Source organism: Pseudomonas sp. EU05-FHT14B02, assembly GCF_058791055.1.
This window is the reverse complement of the sequence record NZ_JBYTDD010000002.1, coordinates 340,515-360,028: the sequence shown is the minus strand read 5'-3', so window position 1 is coordinate 360,028 and position 19,514 is coordinate 340,515. Positions and strand designations below refer to the sequence as shown.

General features: G+C 59.9%; 22 protein-coding genes. 11 read left to right on the top strand and 11 right to left on the bottom strand.

The genetic code is table 11. The features are described 5' to 3' along the window. Positions 1–21: 21 nt before the first annotated feature. Entirely contained in the window at positions 22–312 is a 291-nt protein-coding gene (locus AC3WTM_RS03580; RefSeq protein WP_102669529.1) for a DUF2782 domain-containing protein, read from the top strand. Between the two features lie 57 nt (positions 313–369). Continuing rightward, positions 370–1,320 carry a homoserine kinase gene (locus AC3WTM_RS03575; protein ID WP_102669528.1) on the top strand — a complete coding sequence of 317 codons (951 nt, stop codon included), beginning with the start codon at positions 370–372 and terminating at the stop codon, positions 1,318–1,320. Between the two features lie 114 nt (positions 1,321–1,434). Here the strand turns inward: AC3WTM_RS03575 and AC3WTM_RS03570 are convergent, their stop codons facing one another. Then, on the bottom strand, positions 1,435–2,355 hold the full coding sequence (locus AC3WTM_RS03570) for a zinc ABC transporter substrate-binding protein ZnuA (RefSeq protein ID WP_102669556.1): 921 nt from the start codon (positions 2,353–2,355) through the stop codon (positions 1,435–1,437). 66 nt (positions 2,356–2,421) lie between these two features. On the opposite strand from AC3WTM_RS03570, the gene zur reads away from it, so the two are divergent. The 7 genes from zur (at position 2,422) to AC3WTM_RS03535 (ending at position 8,104) form a co-directional block, all read left to right on the top strand. Then, positions 2,422–2,904 (top strand): zinc uptake transcriptional repressor Zur, encoded by a 483-nt coding sequence (gene zur, locus AC3WTM_RS03565; RefSeq protein WP_102669527.1) that lies wholly within the window; start codon positions 2,422–2,424, stop codon positions 2,902–2,904. Continuing rightward, on the top strand, positions 2,904–3,689 hold the full coding sequence (gene znuC / locus AC3WTM_RS03560) for a zinc ABC transporter ATP-binding protein ZnuC (RefSeq protein WP_007989407.1): 786 nt from the start codon (positions 2,904–2,906) through the stop codon (positions 3,687–3,689). Before zur ends, znuC begins: the two co-directional genes overlap by 1 nt. Next, the gene (gene znuB, locus AC3WTM_RS03555; protein ID WP_102669526.1) at positions 3,682–4,470 is read left to right on the top strand and encodes a zinc ABC transporter permease subunit ZnuB; all 789 of its coding nucleotides are present in this window, start codon (positions 3,682–3,684) and stop codon (positions 4,468–4,470) included. The genes znuC and znuB overlap by 8 nt, the downstream gene beginning before the upstream one ends. A 37-nt stretch (positions 4,471–4,507) precedes the next feature. Beyond that, a complete protein-coding gene (locus tag AC3WTM_RS03550; protein WP_057712601.1) occupies positions 4,508–5,224 on the top strand; it encodes a PA5502 family lipoprotein in 717 nt (238 codons plus the stop codon). A 367-nt stretch (positions 5,225–5,591) separates the two neighbouring features. Continuing rightward, positions 5,592–6,599, top strand: coding sequence for a methionine ABC transporter ATP-binding protein (locus AC3WTM_RS03545; RefSeq protein WP_102669525.1), 1,008 nt, complete (start codon positions 5,592–5,594; stop codon positions 6,597–6,599). Then, complete coding sequence (locus AC3WTM_RS03540) at positions 6,599–7,273, top strand: methionine ABC transporter permease (protein WP_057712603.1); 675 nt, start codon at positions 6,599–6,601, stop codon at positions 7,271–7,273. The genes AC3WTM_RS03545 and AC3WTM_RS03540 overlap by 1 nt, the downstream gene beginning before the upstream one ends. Before the next feature lie 60 nt (positions 7,274–7,333). After that, positions 7,334–8,104 carry a MetQ/NlpA family ABC transporter substrate-binding protein gene (locus AC3WTM_RS03535; RefSeq protein WP_102669524.1) on the top strand — a complete coding sequence of 257 codons (771 nt, stop codon included), beginning with the start codon at positions 7,334–7,336 and terminating at the stop codon, positions 8,102–8,104. A gap of 174 nt (positions 8,105–8,278) precedes the next feature. Here AC3WTM_RS03535 and AC3WTM_RS03530 read toward each other — a convergent pair whose 3' ends face one another. The 5 genes from AC3WTM_RS03530 to AC3WTM_RS03510 are packed head-to-tail and all read right to left on the bottom strand — an operon-like array spanning position 8,279 to position 12,178. After that, positions 8,279–8,914, bottom strand: coding sequence for an SCO family protein (locus AC3WTM_RS03530; protein ID WP_057712605.1), 636 nt, complete (start codon positions 8,912–8,914; stop codon positions 8,279–8,281). Beyond that, positions 8,911–9,810 (bottom strand): heme o synthase, encoded by a 900-nt coding sequence (gene cyoE / locus AC3WTM_RS03525; protein WP_008045805.1) that lies wholly within the window; start codon positions 9,808–9,810, stop codon positions 8,911–8,913. Before cyoE ends, AC3WTM_RS03530 begins: the two co-directional genes overlap by 4 nt. Beyond that, entirely contained in the window at positions 9,798–10,868 is a 1,071-nt protein-coding gene (locus tag AC3WTM_RS03520; RefSeq protein WP_102669523.1) for a COX15/CtaA family protein, read from the bottom strand. Before AC3WTM_RS03520 ends, cyoE begins: the two co-directional genes overlap by 13 nt. Positions 10,869–10,878: 10 nt before the next feature. Then, positions 10,879–11,472: a PA_0111/PP_0108 family redox-active disulfide protein gene (locus AC3WTM_RS03515; protein WP_102669555.1), complete on the bottom strand. Its 594-nt coding sequence runs from the start codon at positions 11,470–11,472 to the stop codon at positions 10,879–10,881. Further along, positions 11,438–12,178, bottom strand: coding sequence for an SURF1 family protein (locus tag AC3WTM_RS03510; RefSeq protein WP_102669522.1), 741 nt, complete (start codon positions 12,176–12,178; stop codon positions 11,438–11,440). The genes AC3WTM_RS03515 and AC3WTM_RS03510 overlap by 35 nt, the downstream gene beginning before the upstream one ends. A 71-nt stretch (positions 12,179–12,249) precedes the next feature. On the opposite strand from AC3WTM_RS03510, the gene AC3WTM_RS03505 reads away from it, so the two are divergent. Beyond that, positions 12,250–12,453, top strand: coding sequence for a twin transmembrane helix small protein (locus AC3WTM_RS03505; protein WP_057712609.1), 204 nt, complete (start codon positions 12,250–12,252; stop codon positions 12,451–12,453). Between the two features lie 19 nt (positions 12,454–12,472). Here the strand turns inward: AC3WTM_RS03505 and AC3WTM_RS03500 are convergent, their stop codons facing one another. The 4 genes from AC3WTM_RS03500 to coxB all read right to left on the bottom strand — a co-directional run bounded on the left by AC3WTM_RS03500 (position 12,473) and on the right by coxB (position 16,869). Beyond that, entirely contained in the window at positions 12,473–13,360 is an 888-nt protein-coding gene (locus AC3WTM_RS03500; protein ID WP_090452324.1) for a cytochrome c oxidase subunit 3, read from the bottom strand. A 25-nt stretch (positions 13,361–13,385) separates the two neighbouring features. Continuing rightward, a complete protein-coding gene (locus tag AC3WTM_RS03495; protein ID WP_056726726.1) occupies positions 13,386–13,937 on the bottom strand; it encodes a cytochrome c oxidase assembly protein in 552 nt (183 codons plus the stop codon). A 129-nt stretch (positions 13,938–14,066) separates the two neighbouring features. After that, entirely contained in the window at positions 14,067–15,659 is a 1,593-nt protein-coding gene (ctaD, locus tag AC3WTM_RS03490) for a cytochrome c oxidase subunit I (protein ID WP_102669521.1), read from the bottom strand. 82 nt (positions 15,660–15,741) lie between these two features. Continuing rightward, entirely contained in the window at positions 15,742–16,869 is a 1,128-nt protein-coding gene (coxB, locus tag AC3WTM_RS03485) for a cytochrome c oxidase subunit II (protein WP_057712612.1), read from the bottom strand. A gap of 369 nt (positions 16,870–17,238) precedes the next feature. Between coxB and AC3WTM_RS03480 the strand changes: the two genes are divergently transcribed. Further along, positions 17,239–17,889: a hypothetical protein gene (locus tag AC3WTM_RS03480; protein WP_102669520.1), complete on the top strand. Its 651-nt coding sequence runs from the start codon at positions 17,239–17,241 to the stop codon at positions 17,887–17,889. 54 nt (positions 17,890–17,943) lie between these two features. On the opposite strand, the gene AC3WTM_RS03475 is transcribed toward AC3WTM_RS03480, so the two are convergent. Then, the gene (locus tag AC3WTM_RS03475; protein WP_102669519.1) at positions 17,944–19,470 is read right to left on the bottom strand and encodes a SulP family inorganic anion transporter; all 1,527 of its coding nucleotides are present in this window, start codon (positions 19,468–19,470) and stop codon (positions 17,944–17,946) included. Positions 19,471–19,514: the final 44 nt, after the last annotated feature.

Genomic DNA, 19,514 nt, shown 5'->3' with positions numbered 1-19,514 from the left:
CGACAAAGGGACAAGGTTATCATGCGCACACTAAATCGCCTGTTGCTGGCTGGCTTGTTTGCAATCACACCAATGGCCGTCATGGCGGCGGACGATGCGCCATCGCCGGAACCGGATGTGACCATTCGCACGGAAGGCGACAATACGATCAAGGAGTACCGCCAGAATGGCTTCCTGTATGCCATTCAGGTAACACCAAAGGGCGGAAAACCGTACTTTCTGGTGCGGGCAGATGGATCGGACGGTAACTTTATCCGCTCGGATCAGCCCGATATGCTGATTCCGTCGTGGAAGATTTTCGAGTGGAAGTAGTTTCTTAATTTCAATCGGCGCTGGCTCAACAGCGGCGCCCGTACTGGCAGCTTAAACATGTCTGTGTTCACCCCCCTGGCTCGGCCCGAGCTGGAAGCTTTTCTCGCCCCTTATGGCCTCGGCCGCCTGCTTGATTTCCAGGGGATTGCCGCCGGTAGCGAAAACACCAATTTCTTTATCAGCCTGGAGCAGGGCGAATTTGTCCTGACCCTGATCGAGCGCGGCCCGGTTCAGGAAATGCCATTCTTCATCGAACTGCTCGACGTATTGCACGGCGCCGACCTGCCGGTGCCTTACGCCTTGCGCACCACAGACGGCGTGGCCTTGCGCGAACTGGCGGGCAAACCTGCGTTGCTGCAACCGCGCCTGGCCGGCAAGCACATCAAGCAAGCCAACGCGCAACATTGCGCGCAGGTGGGTGAATTGCTCGGCCATCTGCACCTGGCAACCCAGGCCAATATGATCAAGCGCAAAACCGATCGCGGCCTGGACTGGATGCTGGAGGAGGGCACGCAATTCCTGTCGCACCTCAGTGCCGAACAGAAAGACCTGCTGCAACGGGCGCTGGAAGAAATCACTCGGCAGAAAGAAAAAATCCTGGCACTGCCACGGGCGAACATTCACGCCGACCTGTTCCGCGACAACGCGATGTTCGAAGGCACGCACCTGACCGGGCTGATCGACTTCTACAACGCCTGCTCCGGGCCGATGCTCTACGACGTGGCGATTGCCTTGAACGACTGGTGCTCGGACGACGATGGCGTAATCGATGGACCACGAGCGCGGGCCTTGCTGGGCGCTTACGCGGCCTTGCGACCGTTCACCGCCGCCGAAGCCGAGTTATGGCCGACCATGCTGCGGGTAGCTTGCGTACGGTTCTGGTTGTCACGTCTGATCGCGGCGGAGTCGTTTGCCGGACAGGATGTGTTGATTCACGATCCGATGGAGTTCCAGTTGCGCCTGGCGCAGCGGCAGACGGTTAATACGCCGCTGCCTTTCGCCCTTTAAAGGCTTTGACCTGTGGGAGCGAGCTTGCTCGCGATAGCGGCGGGTCAGTCAACATTGATGTTGATGTAATGCCGCCTTCGCGAGCAAGCTCGCTCCCACAAAGTCTGGTGTCGGTTACAACGACTCCAGGCACCCCGCCAGATCATTCCCCAATTTCTCCAACACCTGCTCATAGCCCTGGGCAGTCGCTGGCGTGTACCCGCCCAGCGCATCAAGTTCAGCCAGTTTCACCGGCAAACCCGCCACCAGGGTTTCCGCCAGACGGGGCCGCAGCGGCGGTTCGCTGAACACGCAGGTCTTGCCGACTTCCTGCAATCGCGCACGCATCGCCGCGACATGCTGGGCACCGGGTTGCACTTCGGCCGCGACGCTGAACACACCCACGTGCTTGAGGCCGTAAGTGTCTTCGAAGTAGTCGAAGGCTTCGTGGAAAACGAAGTAGGGCTTACCCTGAACGTCGCCCAAGCGTTTCTTCAGGCGCGCATCCAGAGCATCGAGACGCCCGTCGAAGGCTTTCAGATTGCTCTGATAACGTGCGGCATTGTCAGGATCGGCGGCACTCAGATCAGCCGCCATTTTCGTGGCGATGACACGGGCGTTGACTGGCGCCAGCCACAGGTGCGCATCGAGGCTGCCCGGACGGTGATCGTGGTCGTGTTCGTCGGCTTCTTCGGCGTGGGAGTGGCTATCTTCGGCAAAGCGACGCAGTTTCATGCCCGGCAAATCCTGCACGGCGACGTTGGGCAACGTACGACCATTGAGCACCCGTGGCAGGAAACCTTCCATGTCCGGACCGATCCAGTACAGCAGGTCTACCGACTGCACTTTGCGTACGTCGGAAGGGCGCAACGCATAGTTATGCGGTGAGGCACCCGGTGGCAACAAAACCTCGGGGATCGCCACGCCGTCCTGCACCGCCGCTGCGATCAGTTGCAGAGGCTTGATGCTGGTAAGGACCTTGACCTCGGCCTGCGCCGAACCGATCAGCAGAAAACTTGCGATAAATGCGACAAAAACAGAAAAAAGTCGGGACACGATGACCACTCGAAGAGGCGAGAACGGGTAACATAATAACGTCTCTCACAAACCTCGTCGCCGCTCATGCTAAAAACACCGATCGCCAGCCGCCCCCACGACCACTCGCATTGCGTTCACAGCGCTTTGTCCGAGGCCGATGCCCTGTGCGCACGTCAAGGGCTGCGCCTGACCGCGTTGCGCCGGCGAGTGCTGGAGCTGGTGTGGCAAAGCCACAAGCCTTTAGGTGCCTATGACATTCTCGCGGTCCTCAGCGAGCAGGACGGTCGCCGCGCCGCACCGCCGACGGTGTACCGCGCGCTGGATTTCCTGCTGGAAAACGGCCTGGTCCATCGGATTTCCTCGCTAAACGCCTTCATCGGCTGCAACCACCCGGAACATGCTCACCAGGGGCAGTTCCTGATCTGCCGTGAGTGCCACGCCGCGATCGAACTTGAGCAAAAATCCATCAGCGACGCGATCATTGCCAGCGCCAGGGATGTCGGGTTTGTCGTCGAAGGCCAGACCGTTGAAGTGGTCGGTCTCTGCTCCGGTTGCCAGGAGGCTTGATGAGCAACGCGCTAATCCGTCTTGAGCAGGTTGCCGTCACGTTCGCCGGGCAACCGGTGCTGGATAACATCGAACTGAGCGTCGAGCCGGGGCAGATCGTTACCCTGATCGGCCCCAACGGCGCAGGCAAAACCACCTTGGTGCGTGCCGTGCTCGGCCTGTTGAAACCAGACAGCGGCAGCGTCTGGCGCAAGCCGAAACTGCGGGTTGGTTACATGCCGCAAAAACTCCATGTCGATCCAACCCTCCCACTGTCGGTCCTGCGTTTCCTGCGCCTGGTACCGGGGGTTGACCGTGCGATGGCCTTGGCTGCACTCAAGGAAGTCGGCGCCGAACAGGTGATCGACAGCCCGGTGCAAAGCGTTTCCGGTGGCGAAATGCAACGTGTGTTGCTGGCCCGTGCCTTGCTGCGCGAACCGGAACTACTGGTACTCGACGAACCGGTACAGGGTGTCGACGTGGCCGGCCAGGCCGAGCTGTACAGCCTGATCACCCGCCTGCGTGACCGTCATGGTTGCGGTGTGCTGATGGTCTCCCACGATTTGCATCTGGTGATGAGCACCACGGACCAGGTGGTTTGCCTCAATCGTCACGTATGCTGTTCCGGCCATCCCGAGCAGGTCAGCGGCGATCCGGCTTTCGTCGAACTGTTCGGAAAGAACGCACAAAGCCTGGCGATTTATCACCACCATCACGACCACGCCCACGACTTGCATGGCTCGGTGGTCAAGGCGCCCGCGTCGGGCCAACCCCATGTTCACGGAGATAGCTGCAAGCATGGCTGATTTTCTGCTCTACGCCCTGCTTGCAGGCCTGGCCCTGGCCGTCGTCGCAGGCCCGCTGGGGTCTTTCGTGGTCTGGCGGCGCATGGCCTACTTCGGCGACACCCTGTCCCATGCGGCATTGCTCGGCGTGGCCCTGGGTTTTCTGCTGGATGTCACCCCGACCGTTGCCGTCACTGTTGGCTGCTTGCTGTTGGCGGTGATGCTGGTGACGTTACAACAACGCCAGCCGCTCGCATCCGACACACTTTTGGGAATTCTCGCACCCAGCACGCTCTCTCTGGGCCTGGTGGTACTAAGCTTCATGCACGAAGTGCGGATCGACCTGATGGCGTATCTGTTCGGTGACCTGCTGGCGATCAGCCCGACCGATCTGGCCTGGATTCTTGGCGGCAGCACGGCGGTACTGGTCTTGCTGGTTACGTTGTGGCGACCATTGCTGGCGATCACGGTGCATGAAGAACTGGCCAGGGTCGAAGGTTTGCCCGTAGCGGGATTGCGCCTGGCGTTAATGCTGTTGATCGCCGTGGTAATTGCCGTGGCGATGAAAATCGTCGGCGTATTGCTGATTACTTCGTTGCTGATCATCCCGGCGGCTGCGGCACAACGTCACGCTCGCTCGCCGGAACAGATGGCACTGGGCGCGAGCCTGCTGGGCATACTCGCCGTGTGTGGCGGGCTGGCGCTGTCCTGGTTCAAGGACACCCCGGCCGGCCCGTCGATTGTGGTGACGGCCGCCGCGCTATTTCTGCTGAGTTTTGTTCTGCCCCGTCGAGGGGTGTAGACTTGCTCGTTTTTTGCGCAAATAGAGAGTCGCAGGAATGAAGTCGTTCGCCTCCCGTTATCTGCTCCTTGTCGCATTTTCTTTGCTGCTGGGCGCCTGCCAAAGCACGCCACCGGCGGCCACCGAGGCCGCCGATGCGCGGGCCGCGGCCATCGTACAGCTGGAACAAAACATCGCGAGCGATGAACTGGCCATCGCCGAAGACCAATTGGCAGCCTTGCAGGCCGAATCGCCTAACGATGCTTCCCTTGAGCAATACCAGCGGCAGCTGGCCGAAGCCTATCTGCGTCGCAGCCAGATCGTGCTGCAAAAGGGTGACGTGGATGCCGCAGCAACTGCCCTGAGCCGTGCCCGCGCGTTGATGCCCAAGGCTCCGGCACTGACCGGCGGAGTCAACGGCTCGATTGCCCAGGCGCGCAAGGCCGAACTGGAAAGAGCCGAAGCCGCCCTCAAGGCTGCCGAAGCCAAGCCAAAAGCCAAGGTTATCGACCTGACGGCTGAAAGCACCACGGTCGTGCTCAATATCAACGATATGGGCAAACTGCGTCGCCAACTGGATGCCATTGCCGCCGATGTGGTGAATTTTCAGTGCGACGTGAGCATTCAGGCTCCACGCACTAATGATTACCCTTGGCTGGCCAACTTGCTGACCAAACGGGTGAAGAAACTCGATCCTGAGTTTGATCTGAAGCTGGAGCGGCAGATTTTGCGCAGTGTCCCTGCGCAGATGGTTCTTACGCCTCGTAAATCTTAAAAGCATCGCGAGCACGCTCGCTCCCACAGGGTTTCGGGTTGCCCACACATTTTGTGACCAACACTTCTCTACTGTACGAGCGAGCTTGCTCGCGATGGCGGTCTCCCTGGCTCCACAGATCTTCAGGCCGGAATTGCCTTGGCCTTCGCCTCTCTGTCCCAAACCCGATGCTGCCCACCATGTCGAAGTTGCCTTCGGCCTTGGGTGAGTTTCTTCAGCCGTTCCTTTTTTCTGACCTTTGATCGCGTTATTGCCAAATGACAGGATAAATACGAAATAAATGCTAAGAACCTCTATACGGACAGGCTAAAATGCGCGCCCGGCTAACCGCTGATCCTTTTCTAACGCGCCCCACAAGGTTCGCTACGTGATCGAGTTTCAAAACGTCCATAAAACCTACCGCGTCGCCGGTAAGGAAATCCCCGCCCTGCATCCGACCAGTCTGACGATTGAGAACGGGCAGGTTTACGGCTTGATCGGTCATTCCGGCGCAGGAAAAAGTACCCTGCTGCGTCTGATCAATCGCCTGGAAAACGCCAGTGGCGGCAAAATCACCGTCGACGGTGAAGAAGTCACTGCACTCGACGCCAACGGCCTGCGCCGCTTCCGTCAGCAGGTCGGGATGATTTTCCAGCACTTCAACCTGCTGGCCTCCAAGACTGTCGCCGACAACGTCGCGCTGCCTCTGACCCTGGCCGGCGAATTGTCGCGCAGCGAGATCGATTCGCGCGTGGCCGAGTTGCTGGCGCGGGTCGGCTTGTCCGACCACGCGAAAAAGTACCCGGCGCAATTGTCCGGCGGGCAGAAGCAGCGTGTCGGCATTGCCCGTGCGCTGGCGACCAAGCCAAAAATCCTGCTGTGCGACGAAGCCACCAGCGCCCTCGACCCGCAAACCACCGCATCGGTCCTGCAATTGCTGGCCGAGATCAATCGCGAGCTGAAACTGACCATCGTGTTGATCACCCACGAGATGGACGTGATCCGCCGAGTCTGCGACCAGGTAGCCGTGATGGACGCTGGCGTGATCGTCGAGCAAGGCTCGGTGGCCGAAGTGTTCCTGCATCCGAAGCACCCGACCACCAAGCGCTTCGTGCAGGAAGACGAGCAGATCGACGAAAGCGAACAGCGTGACGACTTCGCTCACGTGCCAGGCCGCATCGTGCGACTGACCTTTCAGGGCGACGCGACCTACGCGCCGTTGCTGGGCACCGTCGCCCGGGAAACCGGTGTGGACTACAGCATCCTGGCCGGTCGCATCGACCGCATCAAAGACGTCCCCTACGGGCAACTGACCCTGGCCGTGACCGGCGGTGACATGGAAGCAGCCTTCGCCCGCTTCACCGCAGCCGACGTCCACATGGAGGTGCTGCGCTAATGGAAGCCCTGACAAGTTTCTTCGCCAATATCGACTGGTTCGAAATCTGGCTGGCCACCGGTGACACCTTGCTGATGCTGGGTGGTTCGCTGTTGTTCACCGTACTGCTTGGCCTGCCGCTGGGTGTGCTGCTGTTCCTGTGCAGCCCGCGCCAGTTGCTGGAAGCCAAAGGCATCTACGCGATGTTGTCACTGGTGGTGAACATCCTGCGCTCGCTGCCGTTCATCATCCTGCTGATCGTGATGATTCCGTTCACCGTGTTGATCACCGGTACCTCCCTTGGTGTCGCCGGTGCAATTCCGCCGCTGGTAGTGGGTGCCACGCCGTTTTTCGCGCGACTGGTGGAAACCGCCCTGCGTGAAGTGGATCGCGGCATCATCGAAGCGACCCAGGCCATGGGCGCGACTACACGACAGATCATCACCAATGCCTTGCTGCCTGAGGCTCGTCCGGGCATCTTCGCGGCGATTACGGTGACCGCCATTACACTGGTGTCCTACACGGCGATGGCCGGTGTCGTTGGCGCTGGTGGTCTGGGTGACTTGGCGATCCGTTTCGGTTACCAGCGTTTCCAGACCGATGTGATGGTGGTGACAGTGGTGTTGCTGCTGGTACTGGTCCAGGTACTGCAAACCGTTGGCGACAAATTGGTCGTCCACTTTTCCCGTAAGTAAGACATGAGCCGGCCATTCGCTGGCAGGCGCCAAACGGGCGCCTCACATGGAGTTAGCTGAATGAAAAAACTACTCGTGGCCTTCGCGGCCGTTGCGGCATTCTCTGCCCACGCTGAAACCCTGACCGTCGCGGCCACTCCGGTTCCGCACGCCGAGATCCTCGAATTCGTGAAGCCGGCCCTGGCCAAAGAAGGCGTGGACCTGAAGGTCAAGGTATTTACCGACTACATCCAGCCAAACGTGCAGGTCGCGGAAAAACGCCTGGACGCCAACTTCTTCCAGCACCAGCCGTACCTGGATGAGTTCAACAAGGCCAAGGGCACCCATCTGGTTTCTGTGGCTGGCGTGCATCTGGAGCCCCTGGGCGCTTACTCCAGCAAGTACAAGACCCTCGCTGAACTGCCTGGCGGCGCCAACGTGGTCATCCCGAACGACGCTACCAACGGCGGCCGTGCGCTGTTGCTGATGGCCAAGGCCGGCCTGATCAAGTTGAAGGATTCGAACAACATCCTGTCGACCGTCAAGGACATCACCGAGAACACCAAGGATCTGAAAATCCGCGAACTGGAAGCCGCGACCATCCCGCGCGTGCTGACTCAGGTCGACCTGGCGCTGATCAACACCAACTACGCGCTGGAAGCCAAGCTCGATCCGGCCAAGGATGCGCTGGTGATCGAAGGCAGCGACTCGCCTTACGTGAACATTCTGGTGGCTCGCCCGGACGACAAGGACAGCGATGCGATGAAGAAGCTGGTTACCGCGCTGCACAGCCCGGAAGTGAAAGCCTTCATCCTCGAGAAGTACAAAGGCGCGGTGGTGCCGGCGTTCTGATCAGCTGACGTAAACGAAAAAGGGGATGCCAAGTGCATCCCCTTTTTTGTGCCTGAAAATACGGCCCCTGTGGGAGCGAGCTTGCTCGCGATGGGGCCATTACATTCAACATCCAAGCTGACTGATACACCGCCATCGCGAGCAAGCTCGCTCCCACAGGGTTTGGTGGTGTTTTCAGTTGCGCTTGAGCATCACCGGCAACTGCGCCACCAGCTTCGCATTGTTCAGCGGCGCGCGGATGAAGCCGCGCTGGGTGCCGTCCGGCCCGATCACCGCGAGGTTGCCGCTGTGATCAACGGTGTAGTTCGGCTTGCTCGTGTCCGCCGGAATGAACGGAATGCTCACCGCGTTGGCGATCGTTTGCAGTTCATCGGTCGACGCCGGGGTCAGGCCGATGAACTGTGGGTCGAAGTAGCCCAGGTACTGCTTGAGCTGCTTGGGCGTATCGCGGTTCGGGTCGACGCTGACCAGCACAATCTGCAATTTATCCACAGCCTCGGGTGGCAATTCGCTCTTGATCTGCCGCAACTGGGCGAGGGTGGTCGGGCAGATGTCCGGGCAGAAGGTGTAGCCGAAGAACAGCAGACTCCACTTGCCTTTCAATTCATTGATCGCGACCGGCTGGCCGTCCTGATTGGTCATCATCACGTCCGGCAGATTACGGCTCTGCGGCAGCAAGATGATGCCGGCGTCGATCAGCGCCGTCGGATCGCCCTGGTTTTTCCCGGACAGCACCTTGTTGACGGTCAGGCCCAGGATCAATGCGACCAGGGCGACAAGTATGAAGACGGTTTTCTGGGTTCGAGTCATAGGTTCAACAATAGGTAGTGGTCTACGAGCAGGGCGATAAACAGCAGGAACAAGTAGTAAATAGAGTACTTGAACGTGTTGATCGCCGCGTGCGGCCTAGTGCCACGGTACAGCACCACGGCCCATTGCAGAAACCGTGCGCCCAGCCCGAGCGCGCAGACCAGGTAGAGCGTGCCGCTCATGTGTATCACATAAGGCATCAGGCTGACGGCAAGCAATGCGAAGGTATAAAGCAGGATGTGAATCTTGGTGTAGTGCTCGCCATGGGTGACCGGCAACATCGGGATGTCGGCTTTGGCGTATTCCTCCTTGCGATGGATCGCCAGCGCCCAGAAGTGCGGTGGGGTCCAGGCGAAGATGATCAGCACCAGCAGCAGCGGTTCGGCACTGACGTGACCGGTGGCGGCGGTCCAGCCGAGCAATGGCGGCGCGGCACCGGCCAGACCACCGATAACGATGTTCTGCGGGGTCGCGCGCTTGAGGAATCCGGTGTAGACCACCGCGTAGCCGAGCAACGAGGCGAGGGTCAGCCACGCGGTCAGCGGGTTGGTGAACGCCAGCAGCATGGCTTGTCCGAGGACCGCCAATACCAGCGCGAACGTCAGCGCGGCGGTCGGCGAAACCCGGCCTTCGGCGAGCGGCCGTTTGTGGGTGCGCGCCATCACCGCGTCGATGCGCCGGTCCACCACATGGTTGACCGCCGCCGCGCCACCGGCACACAGGGCGATGCCCAGGTTGCCGAAAATCAGCACCGTCCACGGCACCCCGGCGCGGGTTGCGAGGAACATCCCCACCAGCGAAGTGATGAGCATCAGCACCACGACTTTGGGCTTGGTCAGTTCCAGGTAGTCACGCCAGATCGCCTGACTGGGACGTTCGCCGATCAGAATCGCCATGGCATTTCTCCTTTTATTGTTATGGGCCCGGCTGAGTGTTTACGCGGGCTGAAGTGCCAGCGCGCTTGCTTGACCCGGACCAGACTGGTTCGGGCGTGGTAATTGACCAGCACCATGGTCAGCAACAGCGCCGCGCCGCCCGCGTTATGCGCGACGGCCACCGGCAGCGGCAGATGGAACAACACGTTGCTGATGCCCAGGGTGATTTGTGCGCCGAGTGCGATCAGCACCAGGCCTGCCAGGCGCGTCATGCCAACCGCCTTCAGTTGCCAGGCCAGACCGAGCAATACCAGGGTGACCAGTAACGCGCCGATGCGATGAGTCAGGTGAATGGCCGTCCGGGCATCGCTGTCCAGTTGCCCGCCGAGGTAGTTCGGGCCGATGTGCTGGGTCAGGTGAAAGCCGTTGGCGAAGTCCGCCGCTGGCAACCACTGGCCGTGGCAGGTCGGAAAGTCGATGCAGGCCACGGCGGCGTAATTGGAACTGACCCAGCCCCCGAGGGCGATTTGCCCGATCACCAGCAACAACCCTGCCGTCGCCCAGTGCTGCAAACGTCGTGGCACGGTCAGCGCCGGCAGTACGCCGGACAGGCGCAAGGTCAGCAGAAACAACAGGCTCAAGGTCGCGAAGCCGCCCAGCAAATGCCCGGTGACCACCTGCGGCCAGAGCTTGAGCGTTACCGTCCACATGCCGAACGCGGCCTGGCCAACAACCACCGCCAACAGGAACAACGGCAGCTTCACCGGCTGTCCGGGATGGCGGCGATGCACCCACGCACGACCCGCCAACACCGCGATTAACAGCCCCAGCGTGCCGGCGGAGTAGCGGTGGATCATCTCGTTCCAGCCCTTATGGGCCTCTACCGGAGCGTCCGGGAAATGCAATTCGGCATGGGCCAGTTGGGCTTCGCTTTTCGGCACGCTGATGAAGCCATAGCAGCCGGGCCAGTCCGGGCAGCCGAGGCCGGCGTGGGTCAGGCGCGTGTAGGCGCCGAGCAACACCACAATCAGTGCCAGCAAGGTGGCAAACAACGCGAGGCGAAATCCAGGCTTGACCATGACGATGCCCTTATCCGATGTTCGACAGTTTCAGCAGGTGGCGCAGATCGTTGAGCAAGTCCTTGCCCTTCACCGACGGGTCGTAGCGCAGAACCAGATTGCCGTGGGGGTCGATGATCCACAGGTGCGGCACGTCATTGCTCTGAGCGCCTTTTGTGTAGGCAGGCAAGTCCAGTGAATAACGTTGCAACTGCGGGTACTCGCGTTGAAGTTTAGTCTCGTAATCGCTGTTCAGCGTCTGCGCGGTGGCCAATGCATGGATGGCGCGGGACGCATCGCGGCCCAGGCCGATCTGGATTTGCCGCGCCAGATACACCAGTTGCTGGCAGTCCACCGCGCAATCCCTGGGCGCGGTCACCAGTATCTGCCAACGCTCTTCCTGGGCCTGCACGCCGATGTCCACGCGGGTCTGACCGTTGCCGATCAGTTCGCCGTGATAACTGCGGCCCTCGGGCACCCAGAAATTCAGCTTGTACATGCCGGTGGCAAGGATCATCGGACCGATAACCCCGAGCAGGATCAGCAGCAATTGCATACGGCCCTTGCGCCGGTTCACCAACGGTTTCGCCTCAGACATGCTGGGTGGATTCATGGCCGCTCCCATGGTGTTTCTCCTTTGCGTTGTGCCAGCCGAGATAGAGATAAAGACCGAACAGGACGATCGCCATGGCGAACCACTGCACGGCATAAGCAATGTGTTTTTCCGGGCCCATGGCGACTACGGGCCAATCGGCCTGATAGGTGGCGGGGCCGGTTTCGGCGCGCAGTTCGTAGGCAAAGCCTTCGCGATTCAGTGCTGTCCAGAACTTGTTTGGCTCAACGGCCGTAATCAGTTTCGGCCATGTCAATGTTGTGGGGTCTGCGTGCAATTGGAACGTCGCCCCAGGGGAGACGTAGACCCACGCGTCGAGGCTTACCGCCTCGGTGGGTGTCTTGAATTGCGGTGGTGTGCGGCGCTCCGGCCAAGGCAACCAGCCGCGATTGACCAGCAGCCAAAGCCCGGTCGCCTGATCGTGAAAGGGTTGCAACAGCTCGACGCCAACCCTGCCGTTGCGTTGACTGTTATCCAGCAGCAGGCTGTGTTCGGCATCGAACTGGCCGTACAGGTGAACCCGACGGAAGGCCGGGTCTGTCGTGTGTTGCAGTTCGGTGCTGGTCATCGGCTCGGCGGCCCGCCGCTCGGTGTAGCTTTGCAGCAGCACGCTTTTATCCGCGCCCCGGCTCAACTGCCAGAGCCCCAGGGACACCAGTAGCGGCAGCAACAACGCCACCACCAGCGTTGGCACGATACCTGGCCGAAAGCACTTCATGGCATTGCCAGAAAATCGGTCATCGCGATAGCTATACTCAAATACATCGCTTGTCCCCCCGGAGTCTCACCATGCTCAAAGCAGCCATCGTCCTGATGCTGATTGCCACGGTTGTCAGCCTGTTCAGCGGCCTGTTTTTTCTGGTCAAGGACGACAGCCGCTCAAACCGCCTCGTCATTGCCTTGAGTGTTCGTGTGACCCTGGCCGCCCTTACCCTTGGCTTGATTGCCTGGGGCTTTTTCAGCGGCCAGTTGGTTTCCAATGCCCCTTGGTAACACGCTCCTACGAGCTGCTTTAAAGCACATAGACGAAAACAAACAGCCCGATCCACACCACATCCACGAAGTGCCAATACCAAGTCGCCGCTTCGAAACCGAACTGGTGCTCGTTGTCGAAATGCCCGCGCATGATCCGCACCAGCATCACGAACAGGATGATGGTGCCGATGGTGACGTGGGCGCCGTGGAACCCGGTGAGCATGAAGAAGGTCGCGCCGTAGATGCCCGAGCCCAGGGTCAGGCCCAGTTCGCGGTAGGCGTGCATGTACTCTTCGGCCTGGAAGATGAGGAACGCACTGCCGAGCAATACAGTGAGCGCCAGCCAGAGTTTCAGTGCGCCGCGATGCCCCTTTTTCAAGGCATGGTGGGCGATGGTCACGGTCACGCTGGAACTGACCAGCAACACGGTATTGAGCAGCGGCAGGCCCCAGGGGCTAATGACTTCCTTGGGCGGCGGAAACAGTTTCGAGTCGGGGTTGCTCAGCAACGGCCAGGTGAACTGGAAGTTCGGCCACAGCATGTGCGCCATGCCTTTTGCACCCTCACCACCGAGCGCCGGTCCGGAGATTTGACGCACATAAAACAGCGCGCCAAAAAAGGCGATGAAGAACATCACCTCCGAGAAGATGAACCAGCTCATGCCCCAGCGGAATGAGCGATCCATCTGTGCGCTGTACAAGCCGCCGCGACTTTCCTTGATCACCGTGCCGAACCAGCCAAACAGCATGTAGGCCAGCAACAGGCCACCGACAAAAAAGATCAGCGGCCCGTGGGATTCCGGACGCGCTGCTTTCAGATCATTGAACCAGGTGGCCAGGCCAAACACCGTGACGAACATCCCGACCGTGGCGATGATCGGCCATTTGCTCTGGGCCGGGACGTAATAATGTTCATGAGTTGCCATTTATTGTTCTCCTTATCGGGCACGCTCAGCCGCCAGTGTTTACAGCTACCGGTGGATGTCGGGCGGTGATATCGAACAGCGTGTAGGACAGCGTCAGGTGCTTCACATCCTTGGGCATATCACGGTCAACGATGAAACGTACCGGCATCTCGATCCGCTGACCGGGCTGCAGCACTTGCTGGGTAAAGCAGAAACATTCGGTCTTGTGGAAGTACGCCGCCGCATTGCTGGGCGCGATGCTCGGCACGGCTTGGGCGCTCATCGGTTTATCGGTGGGGTTGTGGGCGATGAAGATCATCTCGTTCACCGCCCCCGGGTTCGCGGTCAATTCGTCATGTTTGGGGTAAAAGTCCCACGGCATGTCGGCGGTGTTGGTCGACAGAAACTGCACGCGCACCTGCCGCGAGGTGTCGACCGTTTGCTCACCCTCGTACTGCCCGCCGGTCTTGCCGTTAATGCCGAAGGCCTTGCACATCACGTCGTAGATCGGCACCAGGGCAAAGCCGAACACAAACATTGCCACCACCACGGTCAGCAGGCGCGTGACCAGTTTCTTCATCGAAATCGAGTCAGCCATGATTTCCACCCCCCCCTGTAGGAGCGAGCTTGCTCGCGAAAAACTTGAGAGCGCCGTGGTGCGTAAGGCTTCCAGCGTCATCGTTGACGACCATCGCGAGCGAGCTTGCTCCTACAAAGGGCCAGGCGTTCATTTCACTTCCGGCGGCGTGGTGAATGTGTGATACGGCGCCGGCGACGGGATGCTCCACTCCAGACCTTCGGCCCCATCCCACGGCTTGGCCGGTGCCGGCGCGCCGCCGCGAATGGTCTTGATCACGATGAACAGGAAGAAGATCTGCGTGGCGCCGAACATGAATGCGCCAATCGACGACACCATGTTGAAGTCGGCGAACTGCAGGTTGTAGTCCGGAATCCGTCGTGGCATGCCCGCCAGCCCCACAAAGTGCATCGGGAAGAAGGCCAGATTCATGCCGATGAACGACAGCCAGAAATGCAGCTTGCCGAGGGTTTCGTCGTACATGTGGCCGGTCCATTTCGGCAGCCAGTAGTAGGCCGAGGCGAAGATCCCGAAGATCGCCCCCGGCACCAGCACGTAATGGAAGTGCGCGACCACGAAGTAGGTGTCCTGGTACTGGAAGTCCGCCGGGGCGATAGCCAGCATCAGCCCGGAGAAACCGCCGATGGAGAACAGGATCACGAACGCCACGGCAAACAGCATCGGCGTCTCGAACGTCAGCGAGCCCTGCCACATGGTGCTGGCCCAGTTGAATACCTTCACGCCCGTCGGCACCGCAATCAGCAACGTGGCGTACATGAAGAACAACTCGCCCACCAGCGGAATGCCGACCACGAACATGTGGTGCGCCCAGACGATGAACGACAGGAACGCGATACTCGCGGTGGCATAGACCATCGAGGTGTAGCCGAACAGTGGCTTGCGCGAAAAGGCCGGAATGATCGAGCTGACGGCGCCGAAGGCCGGCAGGATCATGATGTACACCTCGGGGTGACCGAAGAACCAGAACACATGCTGGAACAGCACCGGGTCTCCGCCACCGGCGGCACTGAAGAAACTGGTGCCGAAGTGGATGTCCATCAGCATCATCGTCACGCAACCGGCCAGTACCGGCATCACCGCAATCAGCAGGAACGCGGTGATCAGCCAGGTCCAGACGAACAACGGCATTTTCATCAGCGTCATGCCGGGGGCGCGCAGGTTGAGGATGGTGGCGATCACGTTGATCGCGCCCATGATCGAACTGATCCCCATCAAGTGGATGGCGAAAATGAAGAAGGTCACGCTTTCCGGCGCGTAGGTCGTCGACAGCGGCGCATAGAACGTCCAGCCGAAGTTCGGCCCGCCACCGGCAGTGAACAGGGTCGACACCAGCATCAGGAACGCCGCCGGCAAGAGCCAGAAGCTGAAGTTGTTCATGCGCGGCAGGGCCATGTCCGGCGCGCCGATCATCAGCGGGATCATCCAGTTGGCGAGGCCGACGAAGGCCGGCATCACCGCACCGAAGACCATCACCAGACCGTGCATGGTGGTCATCTGATTGAAAAATTCCGGCTGGACGATCTGCAGCCCCGGCTGGAACAGCTCGGCGCGAATCACCATCGCGAATGAACCGCCCAAGAGAAACATGGAAAACGCAAACCACAGGTACAGCGTGCCGATATCCTTGTGGTTGGTGGTCAGCACCCAGCGCATCAGGCCTTTGGCAGGGCCATGGGCGTGCTCGGTATGGGTATGGACAGGGTCATCGATGACAGCCGTCATTTCATGTCTCCTGCAAACAGAGAGGCTGGGCGGGCCGGAGCGCATTGCCCCGACCGGTTGCTGGTGTACGCAATAGACCGGGTCATTTGCTTTCCGCCTGTTTCAGCTCCAGCACTTCTTTAGGCGTGACCATGTCGCCCTTGTTGTTGCCCCAGGCGTTACGTTCATAGGTCACGACCGCGGCGATATCGACCTCCGAGAGTTGCTTGCCGAATGCGGCCATGGAAGTACCAGGCTTGCCGTGGAAGACAATGCTCAGGTGAGCATCTTTCGGTCCGGTGGCGATTTTCGAGCCCTTGAGTGCCGGGAACATCGGCGGCAGCCCCTGGCCTTCGGCCTGGTGACAGGCCACGCAGGTGGTGTGATAGACCTTGTCGCCGCGCTCCTTGAGCTCCTCGAGCGTCCATTCCTTACTGGTCAGCTCTTTGAGTTGCGCGGCCTCGGCCTTGCGATCGGCCAGCCATTTCTCGTAATCGGCCTTTTCCTTGACCTCGACCACGGTCGGCATGAAGCCATGATCCTTGCCGCACAACTCGGCGCACTGGCCACGGTAAATGCCGGGCTTGTCGATACGGGTCCAGGCTTCATTGACGAACCCGGGAATCGCATCGCGCTTGACCGCGAAAGCCGGCACCCACCAGGAGTGGATCACGTCGGCGGAGGTCACAAGGAAGCGCACTTTGGCACCGACCGGCAGCACCAATGGCTTGTCGACTTCGAGCAGATAGTGCTCGCCCTTGGCTTCCTTGTTGTGGATCTGATCCTGGGGGGTGGTCAGGTTGCTGAAGAACTCGACGTCCTGGCCCAGGTATTTGTAGTGCCACTTCCACTGGTAACCGGTGATCTGGATGTCGATCTCCGGCTCACTGGCGTCGTACATCTTGATCAGGGTCGCGGTAGCGGGAACCGCCATGGCCACCAGGATCAGGAAGGGCACGATGGTCCAGAGGATTTCGACGGTGGTGCTTTCATGAAATTTGGCGGCCACCTGCCCGGTCGAGCGGCGGTGGAGAATCATCGACCAGAACATGGCACCAAATACGATGATGCCGATCACCACACAGATCCAGAAAATGATCATGTGCAGGTCGAATACTGCGTGACTGATTTCAGTCGCTCCAGGCGCCATATTCACAGTCCAGGCAGCTTGCGCCTGACTGAAAATCGACCACAACAGGAGGCCCATCCAGACATGTGGATGTCGCATCATTGCGGGTTCCCCTTATCGTTCTTGTTATCCCGCCGGCTTTCACCTGCGGCAAGGGAGCGGCTGCATCAGACTACGAACTTGAGCACCGGGCCTTGCTGCATATGCAGTCGGGCGTCATCAGCTAACTCCATTCCACCCCGAGTATAGACAGCGACTCTCACCTCGCAATGCGAAGGCGTAAATGATCTGAAACAGCATTAACTTGCGTTGCAGGGCACGAATGGAGAAGGATGCAGACGAGTGGTGGCAAACCGATATAACGGGACCGTCTCAAGGATGAAATAATTATGACAAATGCGTCTTAGCATTTTTCGTAAGCCAGCTAAGTTATGTCTTCCCTATTTCATTGCCTTGTTTCCTGGAGTTTTCATGAACACCGCCGCATTGCGCGAGCAGATCCAAACAGCCAAACAACACGAAGCCGAGACCGGTCTGCTGGCGCGTCAACTGGAAAGCAAACTGTCTCATCTGCACCCGGCGATCCAATTGCCGGAGGCCGATACCAAAGGCGTACTGACGCGATTTGTCGCCGCCTACATCGAAGAAGTGCCTGATCTGCTGGATGCAGCCAATGAAGTCGCCAGGGAAGCGGGCATTGAGTCACAGATCAAACCGGTGCTGAAAATCGCCGAGCAGTACTTCCTCCAGCCGCCAGTCATCATGGCCGGCCATGCCGGACTCGACAGTCTGCTGGATGAAGCCTATCTGGCGCACCGGTTTGTCGAAGAGGTCAACGACCTGTACATCAAGCATCTTGGCCAGCCACTGATCCCCTTGGACATGACTGTCGCTAATCTGATTGCTCACCAATTGATCGGTGAGCCGTTCGCCAACCAACTGGACGAGGTCGTGCATCACGCCATCGACGAGATGCTCAACGACGAGACCTTCGCACTGGAGTCCGTGGAAGCCTACCGCGAGAAGCTCAACAGCCCGGACACCGGCGCCGCGTGGAAACGCTGGCCGTGCATGTCCCGCCGTTTGGGCGTAGGCCTGGAACTGGATCAACCGGCGGCTTGATCCACCGGTAAACACCCCCTGTGGGAGCGGGCTTGCTCGCTCCCACACTGTTATCTACCCGGCCGCCCCTATGCCGGTATTCGTTCGCACCCGCCCCTCGAGTCTGCGCTTCAATCCCCGCGATTCAATCAACAGCTTCGAACCCTTGGACGCATTCGCCCGCCCCCACTCCTCCAGAAGCTCCAGACACGAATGATCGATGTAGCTCAGGTTATTAAGCGGCACATGCACCGTCGCGCCTGGTGGAATACTACCCAGCACCTTGGTCAACGCCGGCACTTTGAGGAAGGTCGCCGCGCCCACCAGGCGCAACTCCATTTCCCCTTCCTGAGGCAGGTCGATCAGGCTGATTTTCAACCGCGAAGCTTTCAGCGCCAGTTTCACCAGCGTCAGGCCAAAGCCAATCAATACGCCAGTCAGCAGGTCCGTGAAAACGATGGCGAGCGCGGTTGCCGCATAGGTGAACATCGGCGCCCGACCATACCGGCCCAAACCACGGAATACCTTGAGATCCACTAGCTTGAAACCGGTGTACACCAGCACGCCCGCCAGGCTCGCCACCGGAATGCTTTGCAGCACGCTGGATAGCAACAGTACGAACGCCAACAACCACAAGCCGTGGAAAATGGTCGAAAACCGCGTGGTTGCGCCAGCCTGAACATTCGCCGAACTGCGTACGATAACGCCGGTCATCGGCAACGCTCCAAGCAAGCCACACAGCATGTTGCCGATACCTTGCGCCGACAATTCCCGGTCGAAGTCCGAGCGCTGACCACTGTGCATACGATCAACCGCGGCGGCTGAAAGCAACGTTTCGGCGCTCGCGATGAAAGCCACGGCAAACGCCGCGATCAGCAAGGTCGGATCAGCCAGGTTGAGCAGATCCGCTGGCTTGAGCCAGTCGATGGCCTCCGTCAGGTTGGCCGGAACCTCAACCCGTTTGACCTGCAACGCCAGCATCAGGCTGGCAAGCGTGGCCAGACCGACGCCCAGTAGCGCACCAGGAACGAAACGCAGGGATTGCGGACGGAATTTATCCCATAGCCACATGACGGCGATTGTCGACAAACCGAGCAACCCGGCTTGCCAGCCAAACGTGGGCAACGCCAGAGAGAGCGCCGCCGGGAAGGCTGCCAGGTTATCCAGACCCGAAGGTTTGGGCACGGCATCCAGCATCACATGCACCTGAGACAGGATGATCAGCACGCCAATCCCGGCCAGCATGCCGTACACCACTGCGGGTGCCGTCACTCGAAACCAGCAGCCCAGCTTCAATCGGCCAGCCACCAGTTGCAGCAAACCTGCCAACAACAGTATCGGCCCGAGCATGGCGATGCCGTGCTGGCGGACCAATTCGAATACCAGAACGGCCAGGCCCGCCGCCGGTCCGCTGACTTGCAGTGGCGAACCGGCCAACCAGCCGACCACCAGACCACCGATGATGCCGGTGATCAGGCCTTTGGCCGGCGGCAGCCCCGAAGCAATCGCGATGCCCATGCACAGAGGCAGGGCGACCAGAAACACAACCACCGAAGCCAGCAGCTCCCGTGGCAGAACAGCTTTGAGTCGAGCAGCACGCATGGTGAGTCTCCCGAAATTTTTCTTCAGGCATGGCAAAGCCAGGC